25 protein-coding genes are annotated in these 23200 nt (G+C 40.3%); 14 read left to right on the top strand and 11 right to left on the bottom strand.

What is annotated here, in order from left to right:
• The first annotated feature begins 52 nt into the window (after positions 1-52).
• The 6 genes from JWR23_RS12055 (at position 53) to JWR23_RS12030 (ending at position 5309) form a co-directional block, all read left to right on the top strand.
• Complete coding sequence (locus JWR23_RS12055) at positions 53-637, top strand: sigma-70 family RNA polymerase sigma factor (RefSeq protein WP_299499904.1); 585 nt, start codon at positions 53-55, stop codon at positions 635-637.
• 341 nt (positions 638-978) lie between these two features.
• Positions 979-1122 (top strand): hypothetical protein, encoded by a 144-nt coding sequence (locus tag JWR23_RS12050; protein ID WP_299516342.1) that lies wholly within the window; start codon positions 979-981, stop codon positions 1120-1122.
• Between the two features lie 96 nt (positions 1123-1218).
• A complete protein-coding gene (nth, locus tag JWR23_RS12045; RefSeq protein WP_299516341.1) occupies positions 1219-1980 on the top strand; it encodes an endonuclease III in 762 nt (253 codons plus the stop codon).
• 216 nt (positions 1981-2196) lie between these two features.
• On the top strand, positions 2197-3210 hold the full coding sequence (gene recA, locus JWR23_RS12040; protein ID WP_299516340.1) for a recombinase RecA: 1014 nt from the start codon (positions 2197-2199) through the stop codon (positions 3208-3210).
• 307 nt (positions 3211-3517) lie between these two features.
• On the top strand, positions 3518-4357 hold the full coding sequence (locus JWR23_RS12035) for a phosphatidylinositol-specific phospholipase C/glycerophosphodiester phosphodiesterase family protein (RefSeq protein WP_299516339.1): 840 nt from the start codon (positions 3518-3520) through the stop codon (positions 4355-4357).
• A gap of 118 nt (positions 4358-4475) precedes the next feature.
• The gene (locus JWR23_RS12030; RefSeq protein ID WP_299516338.1) at positions 4476-5309 is read left to right on the top strand and encodes a phosphatidylinositol-specific phospholipase C/glycerophosphodiester phosphodiesterase family protein; all 834 of its coding nucleotides are present in this window, start codon (positions 4476-4478) and stop codon (positions 5307-5309) included.
• 13 nt (positions 5310-5322) lie between these two features.
• Here the strand turns inward: JWR23_RS12030 and JWR23_RS12025 are convergent, their stop codons facing one another.
• Together JWR23_RS12025 and JWR23_RS12020 are read right to left on the bottom strand one after the other, a co-directional pair.
• A complete protein-coding gene (locus JWR23_RS12025; RefSeq protein WP_299516337.1) occupies positions 5323-6114 on the bottom strand; it encodes a DUF4249 domain-containing protein in 792 nt (263 codons plus the stop codon).
• Between the two features lie 7 nt (positions 6115-6121).
• The gene (locus tag JWR23_RS12020) at positions 6122-8455 is read right to left on the bottom strand and encodes a TonB-dependent receptor (RefSeq protein WP_299516336.1); all 2334 of its coding nucleotides are present in this window, start codon (positions 8453-8455) and stop codon (positions 6122-6124) included.
• Positions 8456-8667: 212 nt separating this feature from the next.
• On the opposite strand from JWR23_RS12020, the gene JWR23_RS12015 reads away from it, so the two are divergent.
• A complete protein-coding gene (locus JWR23_RS12015; protein WP_299516335.1) occupies positions 8668-10068 on the top strand; it encodes an alpha-L-fucosidase in 1401 nt (466 codons plus the stop codon).
• Positions 10069-10177: 109 nt separating this feature from the next.
• On the opposite strand, the gene JWR23_RS12010 is transcribed toward JWR23_RS12015, so the two are convergent.
• On the bottom strand, positions 10178-10744 hold the full coding sequence (locus JWR23_RS12010) for a dihydrofolate reductase family protein (RefSeq protein WP_299516334.1): 567 nt from the start codon (positions 10742-10744) through the stop codon (positions 10178-10180).
• On the bottom strand, positions 10741-11121 hold the full coding sequence (locus JWR23_RS12005) for a DoxX family protein (RefSeq protein ID WP_299516333.1): 381 nt from the start codon (positions 11119-11121) through the stop codon (positions 10741-10743). Before JWR23_RS12005 ends, JWR23_RS12010 begins: the two co-directional genes overlap by 4 nt.
• A 154-nt stretch (positions 11122-11275) precedes the next feature.
• Here JWR23_RS12005 and JWR23_RS12000 point away from each other — a divergent pair, with 154 nt between their 5' ends.
• The gene (locus tag JWR23_RS12000) at positions 11276-11779 is read left to right on the top strand and encodes a GNAT family N-acetyltransferase (RefSeq protein WP_299516332.1); all 504 of its coding nucleotides are present in this window, start codon (positions 11276-11278) and stop codon (positions 11777-11779) included.
• A gap of 36 nt (positions 11780-11815) precedes the next feature.
• On the opposite strand, the gene JWR23_RS11995 is transcribed toward JWR23_RS12000, so the two are convergent.
• The 5 genes from JWR23_RS11995 to JWR23_RS11975 form a co-directional block, all read right to left on the bottom strand.
• Positions 11816-12637, bottom strand: coding sequence for a glycoside hydrolase family 16 protein (locus JWR23_RS11995; protein ID WP_299516331.1), 822 nt, complete (start codon positions 12635-12637; stop codon positions 11816-11818).
• A 108-nt stretch (positions 12638-12745) separates the two neighbouring features.
• The gene (locus tag JWR23_RS11990; RefSeq protein WP_299516330.1) at positions 12746-14683 is read right to left on the bottom strand and encodes an OmpA family protein; all 1938 of its coding nucleotides are present in this window, start codon (positions 14681-14683) and stop codon (positions 12746-12748) included.
• Positions 14684-14757: 74 nt separating this feature from the next.
• On the bottom strand, positions 14758-16716 hold the full coding sequence (locus JWR23_RS11985) for an ice-binding family protein (protein WP_299516329.1): 1959 nt from the start codon (positions 16714-16716) through the stop codon (positions 14758-14760).
• A 204-nt stretch (positions 16717-16920) separates the two neighbouring features.
• Positions 16921-17403, bottom strand: coding sequence for a helix-turn-helix domain-containing protein (locus JWR23_RS11980; protein WP_367277548.1), 483 nt, complete (start codon positions 17401-17403; stop codon positions 16921-16923).
• Between the two features lie 474 nt (positions 17404-17877).
• On the bottom strand, positions 17878-18024 hold the full coding sequence (locus JWR23_RS11975; protein WP_299516327.1) for a hypothetical protein: 147 nt from the start codon (positions 18022-18024) through the stop codon (positions 17878-17880).
• 54 nt (positions 18025-18078) lie between these two features.
• Between JWR23_RS11975 and JWR23_RS11970 the strand changes: the two genes are divergently transcribed.
• Positions 18079-18819, top strand: coding sequence for a DUF4386 domain-containing protein (locus tag JWR23_RS11970; protein ID WP_299516326.1), 741 nt, complete (start codon positions 18079-18081; stop codon positions 18817-18819).
• Positions 18820-18975: 156 nt separating this feature from the next.
• Here the strand turns inward: JWR23_RS11970 and JWR23_RS11965 are convergent, their stop codons facing one another.
• The gene (locus JWR23_RS11965; protein WP_299516325.1) at positions 18976-19617 is read right to left on the bottom strand and encodes a hypothetical protein; all 642 of its coding nucleotides are present in this window, start codon (positions 19615-19617) and stop codon (positions 18976-18978) included.
• A gap of 449 nt (positions 19618-20066) precedes the next feature.
• Between JWR23_RS11965 and efp the strand changes: the two genes are divergently transcribed.
• Positions 20067-20627: an elongation factor P gene (gene efp / locus JWR23_RS11960; RefSeq protein WP_299516324.1), complete on the top strand. Its 561-nt coding sequence runs from the start codon at positions 20067-20069 to the stop codon at positions 20625-20627.
• 65 nt (positions 20628-20692) lie between these two features.
• Positions 20693-20998 carry a hypothetical protein gene (locus tag JWR23_RS11955; RefSeq protein WP_299516323.1) on the top strand — a complete coding sequence of 102 codons (306 nt, stop codon included), beginning with the start codon at positions 20693-20695 and terminating at the stop codon, positions 20996-20998.
• 16 nt (positions 20999-21014) lie between these two features.
• Here JWR23_RS11955 and JWR23_RS11950 read toward each other — a convergent pair whose 3' ends face one another.
• Positions 21015-21185, bottom strand: coding sequence for a helix-turn-helix domain-containing protein (locus JWR23_RS11950; protein WP_299516322.1), 171 nt, complete (start codon positions 21183-21185; stop codon positions 21015-21017).
• An 8-nt stretch (positions 21186-21193) separates the two neighbouring features.
• On the opposite strand from JWR23_RS11950, the gene JWR23_RS11945 reads away from it, so the two are divergent.
• From JWR23_RS11945 to JWR23_RS11935, 3 genes are all read left to right on the top strand, one after another.
• On the top strand, positions 21194-21427 hold the full coding sequence (locus tag JWR23_RS11945) for a sigma-70 domain-containing protein (RefSeq protein ID WP_299516321.1): 234 nt from the start codon (positions 21194-21196) through the stop codon (positions 21425-21427).
• A 67-nt stretch (positions 21428-21494) separates the two neighbouring features.
• Entirely contained in the window at positions 21495-21659 is a 165-nt protein-coding gene (locus JWR23_RS11940) for a sigma factor-like helix-turn-helix DNA-binding protein (protein ID WP_367277549.1), read from the top strand.
• A gap of 74 nt (positions 21660-21733) precedes the next feature.
• Positions 21734-22618: a pirin family protein gene (locus JWR23_RS11935; RefSeq protein WP_299516320.1), complete on the top strand. Its 885-nt coding sequence runs from the start codon at positions 21734-21736 to the stop codon at positions 22616-22618.
• Positions 22619-23200 lie beyond the last annotated feature (582 nt).

The following is a 23200-nucleotide window of genomic DNA, read 5'->3' as shown; positions in this document are numbered from 1 at the left end:
AAAGCTATACTTAACAATTTAATTAACTAAGTTTAAAAAGTAAGAGCTTAATATGGATTTTCAATTGCAAAGTGATCAGGATCTAATCCATCTATACGTAACCGGAGACGAGAAGGGTTTAGTAGAGTTGATCCGCCGTTATCAATCAAAAATTTACACTTCAATTTACCTGCTTGTTAAGGATGAGTACCTTGCCGAGGATATTTTTCAAGATGCTTTTATTAAAGTAATTAATACGCTAAAGGCAGGTAAATATAACGAAGAAGGTAAATTTTTACCCTGGGTAACCCGTATTGCACATAACCTGGTTATTGACCATTTTCGTCGCGAAAAGCGTGCGCCAATGGTAAGCAATGGGGATGATTTTGATATTTTTGAGGTGCTTGGTAACTACGATGAAAGCACAGAGGACCGCATGGTTCGCGACCAAACTCACAAGGATTTAAAGATATTGATACAATTGCTCCCTTCTGAGCAAAAAGAAGTATTAATTATGCGCCACTTTGGCGATATGAGCTTTAAAGAAATTGCCGACATTACCGATGTTAGTATTAACACGGCCCTGGGCCGCATGCGTTACGCGCTAAACAACCTGCGCAAAATGATGCAAACCAAAGAGTTGAGTTTGAAGAATTAAACATTAATAATTTGTGATTATAAGATGCTGTTTGCCCCGGATATTACGGGGCAGCAAATTCTTTGTGTGTTTAAGAGCCGTTGCAATGACTGGTAGTGGGTGCGCTAAATCCACCCTCACACTAAACCACCAGTTTAAACCTTAACTATACCCTTATTTGCCTCCATTTGGCTTGCTTCTTATTGCAGCTTAATCAACCCAAAAGAAAAATTTCATTAAATTTTCATTTAAGCAAAATAAAATGAAACAGGTGTACGTTATACATCATATAACTGATTCAATAAAAATAGCTTATGGGGGAAACCTTTACTTTTAAACAGCTCACTAACCAAAACGGGGTGATGAAAACAGATACAATAGAAAATCTGGAAGGGGACGATCAAATGTTCTACAATTCGCTCCGTGCAGATTTGGACCTGTTGCAAAAACAGCCAAAGCTGCAAACCATTCATTACATACTTGATTATTCTAAAAGTTTGCGATAAGCCTGGTAGTTGAAAGCCTTAAGTCCTGGGTGAAGAAGTTAATTTCTCACTCAGGACTTTTTTTTATTTTTGACAGCAGACTTCAGACTTACCCATATGCTTAGAGCCGAACGCTACCGCCATTTTGTTGAATATTTCTCTAAGAACCAACCCGGGGCAAAAACCGAGCTGCATTATACCAATCCGTTCGAGTTACTTATTGCCGTAATACTATCGGCACAATGCACAGATAAGCGCATTAACCAGGTTACGCCTGCGCTTTTTGAGCGGTTCCCTACGCCCAAAAGTTTGGCGGCGTCAAACGCCGACGAGGTATTTACATATATCCGCAGTGTAAGCTACCCTAATAATAAAGCTAAGCATTTGGTAGGAATGGCTAAAATGCTGATAGAAGTATTTAATGGTATAGTGCCATCTGATATTGATGAGCTGCAAAAAATGCCTGGTGTGGGCCGCAAAACCGCCAATGTTATTGCATCAGTAGTGTATGATGCGCCGGCCATTGCTGTTGATACGCATGTTTTCCGGGTAGCGGATAGAATAGGATTAACTACCAACGCCCGCACCCCCCTGGCTGTTGAAAAACAATTGGTAAAATACCTGCCTAAAGAAACTTTGGCCATAGCGCACCATTGGCTAATTTTACATGGCCGGTATATATGCGTAGCGCGCAGCCCTAAATGCGAAATATGCCCGCTTACCTGGTTTTGCCGGTATTATGAACGCGCCCATACCGAAACCGCGCTAATAAAAGCCGAAGCGCTAAAACTCAAAAAAGCTAAGGACGCAAAAAGAAAGAAATCGTTGGATACCATTAGTAAGCAATTGGCTAAGCGCAGTGTGGATAAGAATATTTGATTGCTATTTGCGGGTTAGGTAAATTTACATAGCAATAAAAGCACCCTGTCATCTCGACGAGGTACGAGGAGAGATCTTATACACTATACATAACCGATATGCAAATAGTATAAGATTTCTCACTATCGTTCGAAATGACATAGAACGCATAATTAATTGCTAAAAATATTAGTATTTGTAAAATAATTATTTATATTTGTTCAAGATATTTTTAAGATGAGTAACGCAGATAAATTAAAGGCACTACAGCTTACATTAGATAAGCTTGAAAAATCATACGGAAAAGGTACCATCATGAAGCTGGGCGATTCTGTTATTGAACCAACAGAGGTTATATCAACCGGCTCATTAGGGCTTGACATCGCTTTAGGCGTTGGCGGTTTACCTAAGGGCCGTGTTATTGAAATATACGGACCTGAATCATCAGGTAAAACCACGCTGGCTATCCACGCTATTGCCGAATCGCAAAAGAAGGGCGGCATTGCAGCCTTTATTGATGCGGAACATGCGTTCGATCGCTTTTACGCCAAAAAATTAGGCGTTGATGTAGAAAATCTATTGATATCACAACCCGATAATGGCGAGCAGGCTTTGGAGATTGCTGATAACCTGATCCGTTCGGGCGCTATAGATATTTTAGTTATTGACTCGGTTGCCGCGTTAGTACCAAAGGCAGAGATCGAAGGCGAAATGGGCGACTCAAAAATGGGTTTGCACGCACGTTTAATGTCGCAGGCATTGCGTAAGCTAACAGGTACCATTAGCAAAACAGGTTGTTGCTGCATATTTATTAACCAGCTGCGCGATAAAATAGGCGTTATGTTTGGTAACCCCGAAACTACTACCGGTGGTAACGCCCTGAAATTCTATGCATCGGTACGTTTAGATGTGCGACGTATATCACAAATTAAGGATACCGACGAAGTATCCGGTAATCGCGTTAAGGTTAAAATTGTAAAAAATAAAGTCGCGCCTCCGTTCCGTATTGCCGAGTTTGATATCATGTTTGGCGAAGGCATATCAAAAGCCGGCGAGATCATTGATCTGGGTGTTGAGCATAACATTATTAAAAAGGCCGGTTCATGGTTTAGCTATGGCGATACTCGTTTGGGCCAGGGCCGTGATGCGGTTAAGCAACTGCTATTGGATAACCCCGAACTAATGGACGAACTGGAAGCGAAAATTAAACAAGAAGTTACCGGCGATAAACTGATAGAAGAAGTAGGATAACCTGATCGCCCGAATATCGCATATTCGATTTTGAATTTAACTAATTGAATTGAGTCCCTTTATTTAGAGGGACTTTTTTTGTTCTCATATAAATTCTGTGGAGATAGAAAGATTTGACAACTTTTTAAAAAGTTATCAAATCTAAACCTGTCATTTTACAGACTTTTTTCTGCAATCCCCCGCTATACTTTAAAATATTGTTAATATAAAATCTTTACAATTTAACTAACTCTTAACCTTGACTTTATTCAATAGACATACCGGATAAGTAATATTGCATCAACAAAATTTAGTAATAATACTTAAAATGCGAACGGCAAATTTTAAAGTAGAATTCCTAAAAACAGGGTTATTTGTTTTGCTGACCCTTTGCCAACTTACCTCTCGTGGCCAATCCATTCCACTGCCAAACGCCTTTGCACATAATGATTATTTCCATAAGCGCCCATTATATGATGCCCTTGATAATGGTTATACTAATATTGAAGCTGATATATTTTTAAAAGATGACGAGCTTGTAGTTGCACATATAAATCCGTTTTTTAAGGAAAACCGAACGCTTGAAATGCTTTATTTAAAACCATTGCTTGATCGAATTATTAAAAACGGCGGTCAGGTATATAAGGGCTATAATACCCCGGTTACTTTATTAATAGATATTAAAACTGATGCAGGTCGAACTTACCTTGCGCTTAAACCATTATTAGAGAAATACAGATCAATACTTACCGGTTATGATAACGGCAGGGTTGTTATAAAGCAGGTTACAATTGTACTATCAGGAAATAAGCCCTGCGGAATTATTAAAGGCGAAACAAATCGCCTGGCATTTATTGATGAGGACCTGCGCGAAACTGCCCGCGATAGTATAATGAATGTATATACCATGGCAAGCTGTAAATATTCAAAAATTATTAAGTGGACGGGCCTGGGTATTATGCCTGCAACCGAAAAGCAATTATTACAAAATTATGTATACATGGCCCACAAGCATGGTAAAAAAGTAAGACTATGGGCATCGCCCGAAAATATATCTGTGTGGAAGGAATTGTTAAACTGTGGTGTTGATTTGATTAATACAGACAAGCTGGTGCAACTTAAAAACTTTTTATTAACAAATAACACAGTGTATGCAAAAACTGATTGATCTTGTATTTTTGACTAAAAAGGTCAGATATATATTTAAAAAATGTTTTTAAACTGTCATTTTATAGTCATATATTTACAATATTGTAACACCCTAATATGTTTAAATACTGGTAAATATGCGCCTACATTTTTTCAAGACGCTTTTTGTTTTTTTATTATTTGGTATTCCACTTATTGGAAAATCACAATGTATTACGCTTGCCAATGCTTTTGCGCATAACGATTATCGCCACAAACATCCCCTGATCGATGCTGAAAATAATGGCTATACCCATATTGAAGCCGATGTTTTTTTACACTTCAATAAACTGGTTGTTGCCCACATTAACCCTTATTTTAAAGGGAAAAAAACGTTAGAAAATTTATACTTAAAACCGTTGTTCCAGCAGATAAGTAAAAATAACGGGCAAGTATATGCCGGGTACAATCAGCCAATTACGCTTATGATAGATATTAAATCAGACGCTAATAAAACTTATGCCTTGCTAAAACGGGAACTTGAAAATTATAAGTCGGTGTTGTCAAGTTATGATAATGGTAAGGTTTCTTTACGTGCAATTACTATTGTGTTATCTGGGCATAAGCCGTATGATGTTATGAAAAACGAGCAATCCCGTTTTGCTTTTATTGATGAAGACTTGCGTAAAACCGCCAGGGACACCGCTAATGCCAGCAACATATTCGCTATGGCAAGCTGCAAATATTCAAAACTATTAAAGTGGAAAGGATCGGGTAATATCTCTGAACGTGAAAAGGATAGGTTATGCGCTTATGTAACCCAGGCTCATAAAAACGGGGAACAGGTAAGGCTTTGGGCTTCGCCCGATAATAAAGCCGTATGGAAAGAAATATTAAGCTGCGGTGTTGATTTAATCAATACAGATAAGCTTGTTGCCCTTAAAAATTTCCTGATGTCACAATCGGCTAATGGAACCCCGGCCACTTATTAATTAGCCCCCAACTTTACGGAATTGTAATTGATCTGCGCTGTACCGTATGTGCGCTAAAATAGCCTAATACAGGCTTATCAAAATTATTAGGAGGATTAGTTGGCGTAGCCGAATTGCTAAAACCGTTGCTTTGCTGGCTAAAAGTATACCAGTAAGTATACATTGCGGGGTCAATACATTGCATCTCAACATTAACTTTATCGCCGCTATTAATCTTAATATCATCCTGATATAACAGGGCCTGCACAAAACGTCCGTCACTAAACTGATCGTTTCGAACAAATACAGAATTTACCTGTACCCCGTTTACATATAAGATAAAGCGGTATTGATTTTTTATGTTTGGCGAATCCTGGAAAGATATACCTATGGTATTTGTGGTTGATTTGCCGAAGCTTTGTGTTGTAACAGAAAGCGAATCCAGATTAACCCTGCTGGGCATGGTTGATTTGGCCGTGTACGTTTGCCCGTTAACCTGTACTTGTAAAGTGTAAGGCTGTGTATATCTTCCAAAAAGAGAATTTATGGTATAAGTACCCGCGGCACGCTCGGTTAAATTATAAACGCGGCCGTTATAATCAATTATTTTAACAATGGCTCCTGATACAGGCGGAAAGGTATTGGTGTTATCAAAAGCAACAGATTGAGATATAGTTATGCTTTGTGTACCCACTATATCTGTTAAGTTGCCTTCTATCACCAACTGTGGGGAAGTATTGCCCAGTTTTAGATTAATCACTTTTTTGCAGGAAGCAATGCTTATACAAAGAATAATAAAAGCGGCTAATTTATAACTTGTTTTCATGCGTTAATTAATAGGTAAAGTTATAAGTAACAGACGGAATACGGCCAAATAAACTTGTTTCGACAGCCTCTGTGCGGGTAGGGTCGTTTTCTTTGTTTTGGAAGGTAATGGTATACGGGTTTTTACGATTGTAGGCATTATATAAGCCAAACGTCCAGCTGGAATGAAATTTTTTATGTTGTTTCCCTTCAAACGTAGCGCCCAGATCCAGACGGCTATAGGGCGGCATGCGGTCCGAATTACGGTCGGGATAATAATAAGTAGTTAATCCACCTATGGTATATTTTCCATGCGGATAAGTAACTGCATTGCCGGTACCATACACAAAGGTGCCTGATAATGTCCACCGGTTAGTTATTTTATAAATACCAACTACTGATACATCATGTATTCTATCTTGCCTGGCGGCAAAGTAATTGCCGTTATTTATTGCATCAAACCGGTTCTCGGTTTTTGATAAAGTATAACCTATCCACCCGTTAAATTTCCCGTACTTCTTTTTCAAAAATATCTCCAGGCCGTAGGCCCGGCCCCGGCCATAAACCAACTGCGATTCTACATCCTGGTTGGCTATAAGCTGTGCCCCATTTTTATAATCAATCTGATTTTGCAGCCATTTATAATAAACTTCGGTAGAAAATTCATATTGGCTATTTGCCGAGTTCTTAAAAAAACCTATCGATGCCTGGTCGGCTATGCCGGGTTTGATATTATTGCTGCTCATTACATACAGATCTGTTGGTGAGCTGGCAGTTGAGTTAGAAATTAAATGAATATTTTGTGTATTACGGTTAAAAGAAGCTTTTATAGCGTTCAGCTCATTAAGTGTATAGCTTACAGAAATACGCGGTTCTGGATTAAGATAGCTTTTTACAACCTTCCCTGATGCATAGTCTGCAGATGATATAATGGTATTATCCGGGGCATAGGTAGTGATCTTACCGGGGCCTATTAATGAAAATGACGATAACCTTAAGCCGTATAAAATATTCAACTTATCGGTAGGATGCCATTCGTCAGACACATAGGCCGAGCTTTCTATACCATTACGGCTTTGAATAGCCTGCGAGTTTATGCCCGATGTTTGCGAAGTACTGATATCGCCCGGCGAAATAAGGTGGTGTGTAACATTAATGCCAAAATGAAGCGTGTTTTTATAGGAGAAGAAATATTCAAAATCCTCTTTAAGATTAAAGTCGCGAATTTTTGAGGTTACCTTAAAATCATTATTGGTAGAAAAACTTTGAACAACAAAATTATAATCGCTGTAAATAAACGACGTATTTAAAAATAGTTTACTGTTAAAAATATGGTTGAGGCGCAGTGTAGCAGTTTGATTGCCCCAGTTGGTTTCGAAGTTGTTTTTTAGTCCCAATACATCCTTGCCAAAATAGCCGGAAAGATAGATGGTGTTTCTATCATCCAAATGGTAATTGACCTTGGCGTTAATGTCATAAAAATAAAGGCTGGCGTTGCGCGTGGTTGAGTCTGGCGATAGTTTTAAAAAAAGATCGGCGTAGGTGCGGCGGGCACTTATCATAAATGAGCCTTTATTTTTAACTATGGGTCCTTCAACTTTTAAGCGCGATGCTATTAACCCAATACCACCTTGTATAGTGTATTGCTTATCATTACCATCCAGCATCTTTATATCCAGTACCGACGAGAGGCGGCCCCCGTATTGGGCGGGCATACCGCCTTTATACAAGCTCACATCCTTTATAGCATCCGAATTAAAGGTGGAAAAGAAACCGAATAAATGCGATGCGTTGTATACCACGGCCTCATCAAGCAAGATAAGGTTTTGGTCGGAGCCGCCGCCTCTAACGTAAAAGCCTGTATTGCCATCGCCGGTTGATTTTACACCCGGCAATAACTGGATAGTTTTTAAAACATCCTTCTCGCCAAATATTACCGGTACATTGTTTAGCTGTTTCAGGTCAAGCCTGGTCACGCCCATTTCGGGGTTGGTAATGTTTTCATTTTTACGTGAATTGCCATTAATTGCAACCTCTTTTAGCGTATTGCCGCTGATAAGCAAAATGTTAACCAGCGAATTTTTATTTAACCGTATAGGCTGGCTAATGGTTTCATAACCTATATAACTTATAACTAATGTAAAATCGCCGGCAGGAGCCGTTAGCGAGAAAAACCCATAAGAATTGGTAACAGCACCGTTTTGCTGCAGCTCTTGTAATTTTACAGTGGCGCCTATTAATGTTTCGCCGGTTCCTGCATCCTTAACAGTGCCACTAATGGTATAATCTTTTTGAGCGAAAGCAGCGGGAGCAAGCAGTTCTAAAGTCAGTAATAAAAAAAAGAAAAAAAGAATTTTATGCATATAAGCTTTATTCCGGCTACCCTAAATTGTTAAAAAGCGTTTTTCCAACGCGTTAGCCGGAGGTAACCGGTAATTTAAGTCGACTCAAAGATATTAATCCAGGCATATTATAATGCATAATACGCAGTATTTAACTAAACCGTTGTTTCTGTTTAAATATTACTTGCACCAAACCAACTAATAATTATATTTAATGGCCAATATAAACCAATATGAAAAGAAGAACTCTCCTGAAATCAACCGCTGGGCTTGTTGCCACGTCGTTACTTTCTAATAAGCTTATTGCTGCGGCATCAACCATTAAACAACCATCATTTATGCCGGTGCCTGATGAGATACGTAAGTTTGGCGATGGGCGCGATTGGTTCTTCGACGCGCGTTTTGGCATGTTTATACATTGGGGACTATATGCGATACCGGCCTGGCATGAGCAATACCAGTGGCGGGCAAGGGTACCCCGTAAAGAATACATGAAACTGGCCCAGCAATGGAACCCGGCTAAATTCGATCCTGACCATTTTATTGACCTTGCAGAGCAGGCGGGCATGAAATATATTTGCATTACCACCAAACATCATGACGGGTTTTGTATGTGGGATACTAAGCAAACCACCTACAATACCATGAATACGCCTTATAAAAAGGATATTATTAAACTATTGGCTGATGCCTGCCACAAGCGTAAAATGCCGTTATGCTTTTACTACTCGATAGTAGATTGGAACCAACCTAATTATCCTAACCAGGGGCGTAGTCATGAATTACCCGCGGTTGAAGGTGACAGCCCTGACCTGGATAAATACCTGGAATTTTTAAAAGAACAGGTTAAAGAGCTTTGTACCAATTATGGCGAGATACACGGTTTTTGGTGGGACATGAATGTTACCGGCCATAAAGACCCATCAATAAACGCCATGATAAGGAAGCTGCAACCCGCAGCAGTTATTAATAACCGTGGTTTTGATGGCGGTGACTACGGCACACCAGAACGCGACCTGAATGTTACCGCGGCAATTACAGGTTTTACCAATCCTACAGAGGCTTGCCAGTCGGTAGGTATGGAGAGTTGGGGATATAGGAAGGACGAAGATTATTATACTGCTAAATTTTTAATGCAGAGCATAGACAGTTACTTAACACGCGGCGGCAACTATTTATTAAATGTTGGCCCAACAGCCGAGGGTCTTATCCCTAAACCCGCTGCCGATCTGCTGCAACAAATTGGCAAATGGTATAAACCGGTAAAAGAATCGTTAGTAGGCGTAACCCTGGCTAATGGCTTATTACCTAATAAAAACATCCAGTTAACTAAGCGCGGCAATACGCTATATGTGCATTTTTCGAAAGATATTATTGGTAACGGCATCAAACTGAAACCAATAAGCATGATGCCTAAAACAGCTATATTGTTAAATAACGGCAAGCCCATAGCATGCGTAGTAAACCTAAGCCCGAGCGACCACGCGGAGCAAAAAGCCTATTTGCGTTTACGCGATTTGCCGGTAGAGGCATTGCTTGATACAGTATTGATAGCTAAGTTGGAATTTGACCGCCCGCTTGATCAAATAACGCAGACTGGTACCGGAAAGGTAAATGAGGATCTAATTAAATAATTCGGGCAGCGTAATGCCTTCGCTAAAGTCTGTTTGGCTGGGCTTGACCAGCGTAGTGTAAAAAGTCATAGCGAAAAAGCGATTTGCTCATACAGATAGCAATTGGTGTTTAGGATGCAGGTACATAAAAAAGTACTACAATACCAATCTCAAAAGCCTGGCTTTTAATTAATTTTAAGCTAAGCTTACCTTCCAATTGTTTAAATATAGGCATTCCATCCCCAATAGCTGCAGGGTTTATAAAAAGATGGTACTCATCAATTAGCCCGGCTTTTATCAATGCTGATGTAAAGCCTGCGCCGCCGTAGGTAACGATGTCACCGCCATCCATAGCTTTTAGTTTATTTACTTCCTCCACCAGATCGCCCGTTGCCAGGTCAGTATTTTCCCAGGCGGATTCTTTGAGCGTCTTTGAAAAAACCACTTTGTGGGTATCAACCATTTTTTTAGTAAAATGGTCGGCCGTTGCCGGGTCTTGCATTAATCCAGCCCAGTGAGGGATGAATCCTTCGGCCAATTTTCGCCCCAATAAAAGGGTATCAACAGGGGCCGTAAAGTCTTTTACATAGTTTTTTATATCGTCGCCCCAGTCCCATCTCATCCAATCCATTTCGCCATTTGGGCCGGCAACATATCCGTCCACGGATAGTTGCATTTGTAGTTTTAATTTTCTCATGTGGTAGCAGGTAAGTCTTGTTTTTTACTATACCAAATATACGCACAAGCTGCCAGGGCCAAAAATATTAGCATAAAATACCATGGGCCATCGGGGTGTGGGGTGCAATAAAGAGAATAGGTAGCGGCTATCAGATCAAAAGTTAAGCCAGCGTAGGCCCATTCTTTTAATCTTCGGAATCCAGGGATAAGTATAGCTATAACACCCAGTATTTTTGCCACACCAATAAAAGGTACAAAATAAATTGGGTAGCCCAGCCCGCCGTGCATGCCTTTAACAGCCGCGGGTTGCATTAGTACATCAGGAATGGCTGAGCCAAACATTACGAACGCAAACAGGATAGTAAATACCCAGTATAAAATTTTTGTGGTTTTCATGATTATAAGGTTAGTGATTGTTTATACAAATATATTATTAGCAAGCATACGTTGTGGTGGGTGTACGGGACAAGATGCGGGGCGCATTGAGACGGACGAGTTCCATTAGCCTGATAAATTTGTTCAATACCTAAATTTTCATTTTTTTTGCGCTATGCTAATCCGCCTCGCCACCCTTGCAGATATCCCCCCAATAATGAAACTGATAGCCGGAGTGGTGCCCGTTATGAACGCCGCAGGTAATTTTCAGTGGGATGCCGTATATCCAAATGCCCCGGTTTTTGAAAAAGATATAGCGCATAACCAGCTTTGGGTAGCTGATGAAGATGGATATATAACCGGCATTGCAGCCATAACAACCGACCAGGAGCCCGAGTACGCCGCAGTAGGCTGGGACCTGGATGAAACCGCGATAGTGGTACACAGACTGGCGGTAAGCATCCATCATCGTGGTAAAGGCATAGCAAGTAAACTTATGCAGCAAGCCGAACAGGTAGCCTTAGGGCGTAACATTAAGGTATTACGCGTTGATACCAATACAGCTAATGAAGCCACGCAAAAGCTATTCCCAAAACTTGGGTATACTTATGCCGGTGAGATTGGCCTGGGCTTTAGGGAAGGGCTGCGGTTTTATTGTTATGAGAAAAGGCTTGTTTAATATTAGTCAGGAAAATTTTGTGCCGGTTTATTGGCTTTATTTTTTTGTAACCAATACCCAATCAATCACAAAATCGGCCTTCCCTGCTTTTATTTTATCAACCGTATTTTGCGGCATGCCAAAATAGGGGGTAGTTATTTTATTAACCCCGTTAGGAAAGCCACCACCCAAAGCAAAATTTAGTATAATATATTTAGGATCATCATAGGCCCAGCGCCCGTATTTTTCTACCATTTCTTTTGTAACAGTATAAGTCGCCGCTCCGTCAATACTAAAAACCAGTTTATCGGGTGCCCAGCTAACCGAATAAATATGCCATTGGGTTATATCTGTACCTTTTGGAAAAAAGCTGTGATATACCAGCGGCGTATTACCAAAATAACCCGGCCCGTGCAAAGCATGGTTCACCCATAATGAGTCGCCAATGTTTTCCATTATATCTATTTCGCCGCAGTCGGGCCACTTGCCTTCGCCCAGCGCCCAAAACGCCGGCCATAAACCGGCGCCTGCCGTCATTTTTATCTTTGCCGAAGCTGTACCATAAGTAAATGCAAACTTATTGCGGGTATTTACCCTGCCCGATAAAAAATCATACTGTTTTTGCATATTGCTGGTATAGCCGGGGTGATAAACCGGCTTTATAGCCAGCATGCCATTTGATACTTTTAATATCGTTGCCGAGTCGACATAAGCCTGCTGCTCATTATTAACTGTGCGCCCTGTAACCTCAACGTTCCATTTATCCCTGTTGAGGGTTGTGCCGTTAAAGTTCTCAAAAAACAGTGTGTCTGGTTTTTGTTGTGCAAAGGATGTTTGCGATATACCTAATAATAAAAAAAGCAGGTTTAACAGTTTCATAACATGGATATTTGACAAATAATATCAAATATAAAAAGAAAAGCCACCCGGAGGCGGCTTTTCTAAAGTAAATTTTGTTGGCTAATCTATAAATGATCAGGCCTTAATTTATTTGTTTGCCGGTATAATATCTATAACAACCGTACGGTTATAAAAGCGTTCTTCGGGCAAAGTATTTTCAAAGGGTGAATGATTACTATCTTCACCAAAGCCCAATGTTTCAAACTTAACGTTGTTTTTACCCGAAGCTGCTAATGTAGGTTCAAGCATTTTTTGGCTTTGTTGCGCCCTGCTATCAGACAGTTTTTGATTATACTCCTCCTCGCCGATAATATCGGTATGGCCGTGTACAATAACGGTAGATCCATCAGCAATTAAAGGCGACACTACATCGGTTAAAAGCTTATTATATGATGCTATTGTAATTGCCTTATCAAAATCAAATATAATACTATAACGGAAGCCTTTTTGAATGGTCACATCCTGACGCATTAAATGAACTGTGCTTTCCTTTGTAACCGTAGTGCCGTTTTTAGCTTCGCCGGTCATAGCTATTTTGTAATTTCCTTCAGGGTTATTACCTACAATAGTTACACCGGATATGCTTTCCTGGTCTCTGGTGAACGGTCCGTAATGCTGCACTGTTCCTCTGTCATCGGTTATATTTACAGACCAGCTGTTAAATTGTTTTTTAGCACCGTCAACATTTAAAATAACGTAGCTGTCAAGCGGGTCTACCTGCATTGCATTAATTTGTACAGGCTTCATCATGCCGCCGCCAACTTCCATTAGCAACTCTGGCGATGTGCTTGTAATATCAACCCTGCGATCTTCCGCGCGAAGCAAAACAAGCTCCTTGTTGCCGCCCGGTTGTTCTGATGGATTAATAGGTTTAATACGTGCCCTGGTAGTAATTCTTGAGCCGTCAATTCCGAATGTCATTACTATATATTGTTTAATTGACTCGGCCATAATTTTACCATCGCCGGCAGGGGCGCCGCTTAGTAATATGGTAGTAGTGGGGTTGGCCCGCATACGGTCGCCTACTATGTTGAGTATATTATGGTATACATTTAATTGCCTTGCAGAACGGCCAGACATAGTTACCGATTGCTCTTCCTGCAATTGTTGTTCTTTAAAACCTGATGCCTGATCTTTTGTAAGCAGTACATACCGGGCTGGCACGCTGTTAGAACCAGCATCAAAAAATACGGTATTAAGCAATGGTAAGGTTTCGCTTACTTGACGATTTAAAGGCACTGTTTTTGGCTCGCGTACTGAAAAAGCAACATCAGCCACAATAGGAACAACTATCGGCGGTGGTGTAGCGGCCACAGCAATTTTGTGAGCCTTTCCAAATTTAAGTGCAACACCTGCTCTTACCGTTGTTACCGTCCAGCTTTCTATACTGCGGGGCGATTGACCAAAATATGGCTGATAAGAAACAAAAGGCGAAAGGTTAACCTTAGTTGTGCTGTTAGCTGAAGAAAGCGGAACTTCAAAACCAACACCAACTTGTCCGGATATTAAAGTTTTACGCATATCGCTTAGCTGTGAATTTGTATTCGGCTGCTTTACCTGGGTATAAGCGAAATCATGCATCATATTGAAAGCTAAACGCGGGCCTGCAAAGAAGTAAAGGCTTGATGATGGGATACCTAAACGCAAGCTTGGCTCAACAGAAATATAGCTTGTATTTGTATGCAATGTGGCATCACAATTACAAGGGGCAACAACATCTTTAAATTTTCCACCCCGGCCATCATAGCCAACGTTAAGCATAACACCCCATATTCCGGCCGGGCGATATTCTGCCAGAACGGAGCCATAAGGGCGCACCCCGTAACCTTTATGAAAAGCAGTTGGAACAATTAATGAACTGTTGAGCGTTTGGGTTGTGCCATCATAAAAATTAAAATTAGCAGCGCCCGATACGCCAAACCACCAAATGGGTTGCGTTGTTTGAGCCTGCGCAGCAATTTGGGCAAGCATCAGCATCAATGAAAATATGATGGATCTTTTTATTGTTTTATATTGAAGTAACATATGATTTCTGTTTTAATAAATGTGTTTTACAAGTACATCCCCCGCGGGGAATGTACTGATGAGTATAAAATATATTAAGGTAAAATAACCGTACTGGCGTTTAATGTAACTGCTTTTTGTGCCAATAATCTGCCGGTAACTTTAGCCCCGGTATTTAGTGAGATCAGGTTTTTACTCAGAATATTTCCGCTGAAATCAACGTTTGTTCCAAGTGTTGCCTGGCCGGCAACTACCCAATAGATGTTCTTGGCTTGCGCCCCGCCTATTAAGTGAATAATGGCAGAGTTATTTACAGTAAGATCTTGTGCGATCTGGAAAACCCATGTATCATTTGCACCACCCGAAAGTGTTACACCGGCATTGGTTATTAAAACACCCGTGCCCCATTTATACAAGCCCGGAGGCAAAGTCAAACCACTAATATCACCGGCGCCTAAACCATTAACAGGTGCAGGGGTTACTAGGTTATTTGAATTTGTATAAGCGGTTTCCATATTACTTACAGCTGTGGTCATGTTACCTGGTGTAGGAACAGCGTAGTCGGCAGCGTAAACCTTTCCACTCACAATTGGGGTGTGTGAAGTTTGACCATTGGTATCCATTATTAATCCAAACCCGGTTATTGCTGTTGAGGTTATAGGGCTCACTCCAATATCACCGGTAATTGATGTAACACCTGTAGTAGATATCCCAGATTCGGTTAAAATGGTAAAATTACCAGCCGCTCCAAGACCAGGAAGTACAGGGCCAATCGCTGGTGTTACTGTTGCCGTAAAGTTGGCCGTAATATTTTTATTCGAGGTCATGGTAACCGTTAATGGGTTTACTGAACCTGAGGCATCTCCGCTCCATGATGAAAATATATAACCTGCATTTGGCGTTGCGGTAAGCTGTGCCGTAGTTCCGTAATTGTACGTTGGCTGGTTCGGCGTTTTTGTTACACTCCCACCTGCTGCTGGTAATGCTGTTGTATTTAAGGTGTACGTGTTAATTAAGAAATTAGCAACCAATGTCCTGTTTGCACTTAACGGGAATGTATAAGCCGGACTGGTTGATGCAACAGTTCCGTTATCTGTCCAGTTAACGAAGGTATATCCGATATTCGGCGATGCGGTTACGGTTACAGATGTTCCCGCAGCATATGAACCAGACCCGGTTGTTGATCCGCCGGCAGCTGGATTTGATGATAATATTACCGCGAATTGCGATGCCGGTATTGTGCTAAAGTGTGCAATTAATGTCCTATCTCCAGACAAAACAAACTGATAGCTTGAACTGGTAGAAACTATAGTTCCATTATCTGTCCAATTAACAAATGTATATCCGGCATTGGGAGCAGCAGTTGCAATTACAGTTGAACCGGTTGCATATTGCCCCTGTCCACTAAGTACTCCGCCTGCTAACGGGGCAGCTGATAGATTTAATGCTACTTTCCCTGCTGCTACTGCTGTGAAGTTAGCAACCAAGACTCTGTTTCCAGCCATAGTAAATTGGTAGCTTGGACTGGTTGAGGCTATAACTGCATTTTCCGTCCAGTTAGTAAACACAAAGCCGGTAGCTGGTGTGGCCGTTACAGTAGTTACAGCTCCCTGGGCAAATGTACCCGCCCCGGTAGTTGTTCCACCTGCAACAGGAAGTGATGATAAAGATACCTGCGGGATAGTTGTAAACGTCCATACATAATCATTAACTAAGGCTGTATGAAATTTATCAACAGCACCTGTAGTGATGGTACCTGTATAAAGAGTAAAGGGCAATAAAGGCACATCGGGTGTAAAAGTGTAGACCCTGGCATTGGTAGTAGCGGCAACCGTGCCTGATACTGCAGTGGCGCCTTGTTTAATTATAAATGTTGTTTTTGTGATAGATGCCGGGTCCATATCGGTATTAAAAGTTGCCGTAATAACCTTGCTGAGTATCACATCTACCGCTTTATCCATCGGATCGGTAGTAACTAAGGGGCAAACCCCTTGAATAGCTACAAATTCATCTTTTTTACAACTTGTTGTAAATACCATAAATAGTAGCACCATGGACCAAATGGTAGTGAATGCCTTTGAATAGCCTCTGCTTTTACACACTTGAGTGCTATTAATAGTCGGAGTAGTTTTTTTGCTCATAAATAATTATTTAAATAATAATGTTTAATGCCTGAAACCTTTTAGGGCATAATTCAGGACAATACAAACCTACCTCGGGTAATGGGTAGAGATGTTACATTATTTTTTAAATAAGTTCTATAATTCACACATTGCAGAAGGCAATGGGCTGGCACACTCAACATATTTGAAGTGTGAAGGGGTTACACCGGTAACCTTTTTAAATTGAGTAGATAGATGGGCAACGCTGCTATAGTTGAGTTTCCAGGAAATTTCTGTAAGATTAAGTTCTTTATAGCCTATCAATTCTTTTACCCTTTTTATTTTATTTACAATAATAAAATTTTCTATAGTTGTACCTTCCATTTCAGAGAAAGTGTTAGCCAAATAGGTATAATCAAGATTTAGCGCTTTACTTAAGTAATAAGAAAAATTTGTTTTTAAGGGATGATCTGAATCATCGATCATTTCTAAAACAACATTTTTAATTTTTTCTATTAATATATTTTTCCGGTCCTCTAAAAGCTCTAATCCGGCTTTAAGTAAGGCTATCTTAAGGTCTTTCATCTGGTCAACAGAAATGGCCCCCCGGGTTTCCACCTGGCCAATCTCAACAGACATACAAAATAGTCCAAGTTTTTCAAATTCATGCTTTACTACAATTTTGCAACTAAGGCAAATCATGTTTTTTATAAATAGTTTCATTGCTGCGATATATGCAAAGCAAGTGCCCATTATAAATAGCCTTGTTTTTTAGGATTAAGCGTGCAAGCTAAATTGTTGACAAATTTTTTTCAGATAGTGCCCTTAGGCTTGCAGTAAGCCGTATTTTAACTTTAAAAAAATGGTTTTGAGAAATTAAAGCAGGTAAAATATTTTTAGTCTGCTTATTATTTTAATAATAGTTACATGAAAGTTATAGCGCATCAAGGATAACATTTGTGCTTTATAGGTAATAAAAGTTAGATATTTTAATAAAACGGGACGTTAATTAAAAAGAAAAATAAATAAAGGATACAACTATAAGTTTTTAAATAGGTGAGGCATTTTCAAATCTATATTGATTAGTATAATAGAAATACTGTAGTTTATTAACTAAGTATTAATATTATTTGAAGCAATTAACAGGTGGATTAGGATATATTCTAAAAAGAAAAACCACCTAAACGGATAGCTTAAATAGCCGGGATCAAGATCAACTGCCTGTTGTATTAAGATCCGGGCTAATGTGTGCTTTTTCATTTTTGTAACAATTTAAAACAGGTATAGTCATAAAGTCAAGTTAAAAAGCCCAAGATGAACTCAAACCATACTGAGGTTTCGCCGCAAGTTTATGCACGGATTGGCGGCGTGCTGTATCTGATTATAATAATTGCCGGTATTTTTGGCGAATTGTTTGTAAGAGACAAGCTTGTTGTATCGGGCAATGCTATAGCCACAGCAAATAATATTATGGCCCATGAGTTACTGTGGCGCATAAGCATTGCCACCGACCTGATAATGCATGTATGCGATATCCCTTTAATGCTGGTATTTTATGTTTTGCTTAGGCCAGTAAACAAAAACCTTGCTTTGCTTATGGTGCTTTTTAATTTGATCCAGACTGCTGTTTTGGTTGCCAATAAATTAAATCTTTTGGCGGCGATGTCTTTATTAGGCAGTGCGGATTACCTGAAGGCATTCAATCCCAATCAGCTACACGCGCTTAGCTACCTTTCTATCAAGTTGCATGGAATAGGCTTTAGCGTTGGCCTTATATTTTTTGGCTTTACATGCCTCGTTTCCGGGTATTTAATTTTCAGATCGGGCTATCTGCCCCGTATCCTGGGCGTTCTGATGCAGATTGCCGGTTTGTGTTATCTTATTAATAGCTTTGCGCTGATAATTGCCCCCGCATTTGCATACCGTATGTTTCCTGTAATTTTACTTCCCCCCTTTATTGCCGAATTATCACTTTGCCTGTGGTTGCTTATAAAGGGTGTAAACGTAGTAAAGTGGAACAAGTGCGTCTCCGGCACACGGGTGTTGAAGGTGTAGGCTCATGTTCAATGGATTAAAAGCCGTTGTTACAAAATTTGGCGAGCCGCGGGCTCTTACAGAAGAAACCTCAAATCTTGCGGCTTGCGGCTTTTGACTTGGGTAGCGGGAGCAGGACAAATCCCAAACTTTTTCGATGATTTTAAATTGATATTTCTATTCCATTACTAAAAAACCGTTCAAAAAGATCTCCAGATCTTTATAGGCTGCATTATACATGCTTTCCGTTGTATAGCACAATAATTGAACAGTACCCTTTTCATTAGAAAAATAATATCCCATATACTTAAACTTAATCCCTTTAATGGTACCAGCCATTTCTAAAAAAAGAATTTTTTTATTATTCACTATCCTGTATTCCTTAGTAGTAATTCTGGCATCAAGTGCTGCTTTTCGAGCATTTACTAAAGCTATTTCCGGCATATATTCAATTCCAATCTGGGTCTTTTCTGTTTCCAGGAGGGCCATGCCATTTTCCGACTTTAAATTAAATCTATATTCCGGATTTGTCTCATTATCATGATGACCCGCAAAAGTCCACTTATTAGGGTCAATATAAATTCCAATATTTACAATAGTACTCTTTACAAGGAAAGTAGCGCCGGGTGATTTTGAAAATTTAATAGGATTTAATTTTATTGAATCACTTGACTTTTTAGTAACACTATTGTCTTCATACTTCCAGGTACCATTATCATATAAAACTACTTGACGGCCATTGTCAGTAAGTGCTTTTATTTGTGCCTTCGAGATATTAAAAAATAATATAAATAAAAAAAGCAGTACGAATTTATTCATTTTAGTGTGAGATGAAGGTTTTAAGTTTGTAAAAAGTTAAAGATAATATTATTAGGTAAAAGTGAATAATTATCTAAAACAAAAAAGCCTCTAATCTCTCAATTAAAGGCTTTCTTTTAATAGTTAAAGACAATGGAAACCAGGATAAAAGAGATAAGATTTTTTCAATAACCTCAGAAACCACATATGGTACGAATGATGAAAAGGGAGTTGGTTTGAGCCTGCCATTATGTAAGGAATTTATTGAGCGACAGGCGACACAATAGATTTTGAAAGTGCTTTTGGACAGGGCTCCAGCTTTTTTATTTTTATTCCCCTGAGCGTGGAGACCTGATTTTATGGTTAGATAAATTAGCCTACATCTTCTTACGCTTCGCTAAACTTCGAATAGTGGCAGATTATCATAACTTAATATATCTTTGGGCTTCAAAATTTAAAAGAGTATTTTCATGGCAAAGGCATCTGAAATTAAAGTAGGAAATATATTACGTTACAATGGCGACCTGGTAACCGTTACAGAAGTTCTGCATCGTACACCAGGTAAAGGTGGGGCTTTCTATTTAGATAAGTTTAGAAATATAAAAACCGGTAAAATTGTAGAGGCTCGTTTAGCTACCGACGAACAGGTTGAGATTTGCCGGGTAGAAACTAACGATTTTCAATATCTGTATGAAGATGGTGATTTCATGGTAATCATGAATAATGACACTTATGATCAGTTTAATATTCCAAAAGCGCTATTTGGCCCGTCTGTGAAATTTCTAAAAGAAGGAATGAACGTAATTGTATCATTTGAAAGTGAAGAACCTATTATGGCGCAAGCACCTAACTTCGTAGAATTAGAAATTACGTATTCTGAGCCGGCTGTTAAAGGTGATACCTCATCAGGCGCGTTAAAAGCGGCTACAACAGAGAATGGTGTAGAAATAAAAGTGCCGCTTTTTGTAAACCAGGGCGATAAAGTAAAAGTAGATACACGCACCGGGGAATATATTGAACGGGTAAAGTAAGAAATATTTCATTACAGAGGGATATTATATAGGTCGTACTTGTGCGCTGGGCGGTTTAGTGTTGCATGCTCAACAGATTAAAGCTCGTTCGTGCATACGGCACTTGCGTTGGGTGGGGTGTGCTTCAACGGGTTGAAACCCGTTGTTACAATATTTGGCGAGCCGATAGTTCTTACGCAAAAAAGCCTCAAATCTTTCGACTTGAGGCTTTTGCCTTTCTGGTAGACCAGACAGGACAATGGTCTAACTTTTTTGCTGATTTACAAGCAATTGAAAAAGCTGAATCATTCATTAGGCCAAATGGCAATGCAGAGAAGTCTTTAATTGAGAATTTACAAAAATCATATCGGGATAAAGCGAAGAAAAAATAGAAAAACAGCAAACGTCCTAAATGCCGGGAATGCTGCGCTTAATATCGCGGAAGCGTTTATTACCGTTGCAAAGCGAATTGATGATCGGCAATTTCCATTTGCCGCCAATCATGTAAATCGTGTCCTGCAAAGCTTGTATTTCGTCTTTCTGGTTGCGCGGGTTGGATAATATCTCCGCGGCTACCATTGAACCAGGTGGGTGGCCTATCGAAGATCGCTAAAGCGGCTTCCAGGCCGGAACAAGTGTATGAAAGGCAGCCGACACCTGAGGAACTGGCAGAAGATTTAGAAATAACTGTAGGAAAAGTGACTAATTCTTTAGCTAATTCCGGCAAGCACCTCTCTTACGATACGCCGTTTTCAAGCGAGGAAGAAAACACACTGCTGGATGTGCTGCAAAGCCCGGAACCCGGAACAGATAAGGGATGATGAACGAATCACTAAACATTGAAGTTTCCAACAGCATGCGCGTGCTCGCTGAAAAAGAAAGAGAAGTATTGTCCTTATTTTTGGTCTTGGTAACCAACACGCCCACAGCCTCGAAGAAATTGAGGAAATATACCAGCTCACCCGGGAACGGGTAAGGCAAATCAAAGACAAAGCATTGACAAGACTTCGTGAAAGCAGGGGTAGCCGGGCGCTAATATCCTATTCAGACTAATAAAAAAAGCACCCCACAAAAAATTTAGTTTAGCCTTTTTTATCTTTACCATTGTAAAGCAATCAATTACGGTTATGTCGAATATCAGTCTTATCATTGAAGAAAGAGCGGCCAGCATTGGCAACTTTATGGTCGGCCGCTTACTGCCATTCCGGGAAAAAAGAATGGTTGGTCCTTTTGTTTTTATTGACCACATGGGGCCGGTAAAACTGACTGAGCGTCAAAGCTTCGATGTGCTGCCGCATCCGCATATCGGTCTTTCTACGCTTACCTTTTTATTTGAAGGCAGCATTATGCACCGGGATACTTTGGGTAATGTGGTGGAGATCAAACCGGGCGCGGTAAACTGGATGACTGCGGGGAAAGGGATCGTTCACTCGGAGCGCATGCCGGAATATTTGCGCCATGCCAGCCAAACCTTGCATGGCTTACAGATTTGGGTGGCCTTGCCGAAAGAGCTGGAACAAATGGCACCGGAATTTTTCCATATTGATGCTGCGCAATTACCTACCTGGACAGACGGTGGCCTGCAATTCAAGTTAGTGGCCGGTGAAGCATTTGGCCACCAATCTGCCGTCCCGGTGTACAGCAAACTATTTATGGTAGAGATTAAAAGCAAAACCAGGCAAACGGTTAATATTGGACCTTTTCTTTATGGTGAAGCGGGCCTGTATATACTCGAAGGTCAGATAGAAAGTGAGGGCAATAGTTACCAGGCTAAACAGCTATTGGTAGCCAAAGAAAGCTCGTTGTGCGAATTTACTATAGCAGCAGACAGCACGATCTACTTATTTGGCGGAGAACCTTTTGCCGAAGAGCGATTTTTAGATTGGAATTTTGTGGCCACCGATAAGGAACTGATCAACGCGGCCAAACAAAAATGGATCGCGCAAACATTTGATAAGATAAAAGGGGACGAAACCGAATTTGTGCCTTATCCGACATTTAATAAAAAATAATCGTGACAGCAATTAAGAAGTCTAAGCCACGTATGATCATTTATAATACTTTCTGACGGAGGTTGTTTAAATTTGTATATGCTGACGATGGAAGAATACGATGCGCTGGATGGCAGTCGTTTTACGGGGCGACTTCTTAGCTGACCGCGAAGAGAACGGCCTGATCGTGCAGTTGTATCGTGTCGGCAGCTTTTACGGAGAATTATATTACAATCCTTTGGAGCCAATAGGATCTTGCGCTGGCGGGCCTTCGAGGGAACACAGCAATTAGGGCCTTACCTCGCGCACATCCGATTCAACGCCAGGTAAATCAATATTATGCTCCATAACTGACATAATAACCAAATACGGAGCTTCCAAGCGACAAAAGGGCGCTAAACGACCGATAGGAACGCAAATTGAAGCAGGCTTCGTGAAAGGATGATTATGGATAGCTATTCAGCTACTATTATCGGCGCGGTCGATAATCTCTAGACCGCGGTTGTAACACTCGAGGTTTTTAGTTATGTGAAAGGGATCGAGCAGGCGACCGGCTCGGGCTCCGGGTTTTTATTTTCTTCGGATGGCTACCTGTTTACGAAC

This window comes from Mucilaginibacter sp., assembly GCF_028288205.1.
Classification (GTDB): Bacteria; Bacteroidota; Bacteroidia; order Sphingobacteriales; family Sphingobacteriaceae; genus Mucilaginibacter.
The sequence above is the reverse complement of the archived record's forward strand: the minus strand, read 5'-3'. Positions and strand labels throughout refer to the sequence as shown.

Excerpts from the sequence above, each read along its gene's own strand:
- JWR23_RS11965 (WP_299516325.1), bottom strand. The coding sequence starts at position 19,617 with ATGAATAAATTCGTACTGCTTTTTTTATTTATATTATTTTTTAATATC.
- JWR23_RS11970 (WP_299516326.1), top strand. The coding sequence starts at position 18,079 with ATGAACTCAAACCATACTGAGGTTTCGCCGCAAGTTTATGCACGGATT.
- JWR23_RS11980 (WP_367277548.1), bottom strand. The coding sequence starts at position 17,403 with ATGTCTGTTGAGATTGGCCAGGTGGAAACCCGGGGGGCCATTTCTGTT.
- JWR23_RS12015 (WP_299516335.1), top strand. The coding sequence starts at position 8,668 with ATGAAAAGAAGAACTCTCCTGAAATCAACCGCTGGGCTTGTTGCCACG.
- nth (WP_299516341.1), top strand. The coding sequence starts at position 1,219 with ATGCTTAGAGCCGAACGCTACCGCCATTTTGTTGAATATTTCTCTAAG.
- JWR23_RS11935 (WP_299516320.1), top strand. The coding sequence starts at position 21,734 with ATGTCGAATATCAGTCTTATCATTGAAGAAAGAGCGGCCAGCATTGGC.
- JWR23_RS11995 (WP_299516331.1), bottom strand. The coding sequence starts at position 12,637 with ATGAAACTGTTAAACCTGCTTTTTTTATTATTAGGTATATCGCAAACA.
- JWR23_RS11985 (WP_299516329.1), bottom strand. The coding sequence starts at position 16,716 with ATGGTGCTACTATTTATGGTATTTACAACAAGTTGTAAAAAAGATGAA.
- JWR23_RS12010 (WP_299516334.1), bottom strand. The coding sequence starts at position 10,744 with ATGAGAAAATTAAAACTACAAATGCAACTATCCGTGGACGGATATGTT.
- recA (WP_299516340.1), top strand. The coding sequence starts at position 2,197 with ATGAGTAACGCAGATAAATTAAAGGCACTACAGCTTACATTAGATAAG.
- JWR23_RS11990 (WP_299516330.1), bottom strand. The coding sequence starts at position 14,683 with ATGTTACTTCAATATAAAACAATAAAAAGATCCATCATATTTTCATTG.
- efp (WP_299516324.1), top strand. The coding sequence starts at position 20,067 with ATGGCAAAGGCATCTGAAATTAAAGTAGGAAATATATTACGTTACAAT.
- JWR23_RS12035 (WP_299516339.1), top strand. The coding sequence starts at position 3,518 with ATGCGAACGGCAAATTTTAAAGTAGAATTCCTAAAAACAGGGTTATTT.
- JWR23_RS11955 (WP_299516323.1), top strand. The coding sequence starts at position 20,693 with ATGCTCAACAGATTAAAGCTCGTTCGTGCATACGGCACTTGCGTTGGG.
- JWR23_RS11950 (WP_299516322.1), bottom strand. The coding sequence starts at position 21,185 with ATGGTAGCCGCGGAGATATTATCCAACCCGCGCAACCAGAAAGACGAA.
- JWR23_RS12005 (WP_299516333.1), bottom strand. The coding sequence starts at position 11,121 with ATGAAAACCACAAAAATTTTATACTGGGTATTTACTATCCTGTTTGCG.
- JWR23_RS12020 (WP_299516336.1), bottom strand. The coding sequence starts at position 8,455 with ATGCATAAAATTCTTTTTTTCTTTTTTTTATTACTGACTTTAGAACTG.
- JWR23_RS11975 (WP_299516327.1), bottom strand. The coding sequence starts at position 18,024 with ATGAAAAAGCACACATTAGCCCGGATCTTAATACAACAGGCAGTTGAT.
- JWR23_RS12000 (WP_299516332.1), top strand. The coding sequence starts at position 11,276 with ATGCTAATCCGCCTCGCCACCCTTGCAGATATCCCCCCAATAATGAAA.
- JWR23_RS12055 (WP_299499904.1), top strand. The coding sequence starts at position 53 with ATGGATTTTCAATTGCAAAGTGATCAGGATCTAATCCATCTATACGTA.
- JWR23_RS12025 (WP_299516337.1), bottom strand. The coding sequence starts at position 6,114 with ATGAAAACAAGTTATAAATTAGCCGCTTTTATTATTCTTTGTATAAGC.
- JWR23_RS12030 (WP_299516338.1), top strand. The coding sequence starts at position 4,476 with ATGCGCCTACATTTTTTCAAGACGCTTTTTGTTTTTTTATTATTTGGT.
- JWR23_RS12050 (WP_299516342.1), top strand. The coding sequence starts at position 979 with ATGAAAACAGATACAATAGAAAATCTGGAAGGGGACGATCAAATGTTC.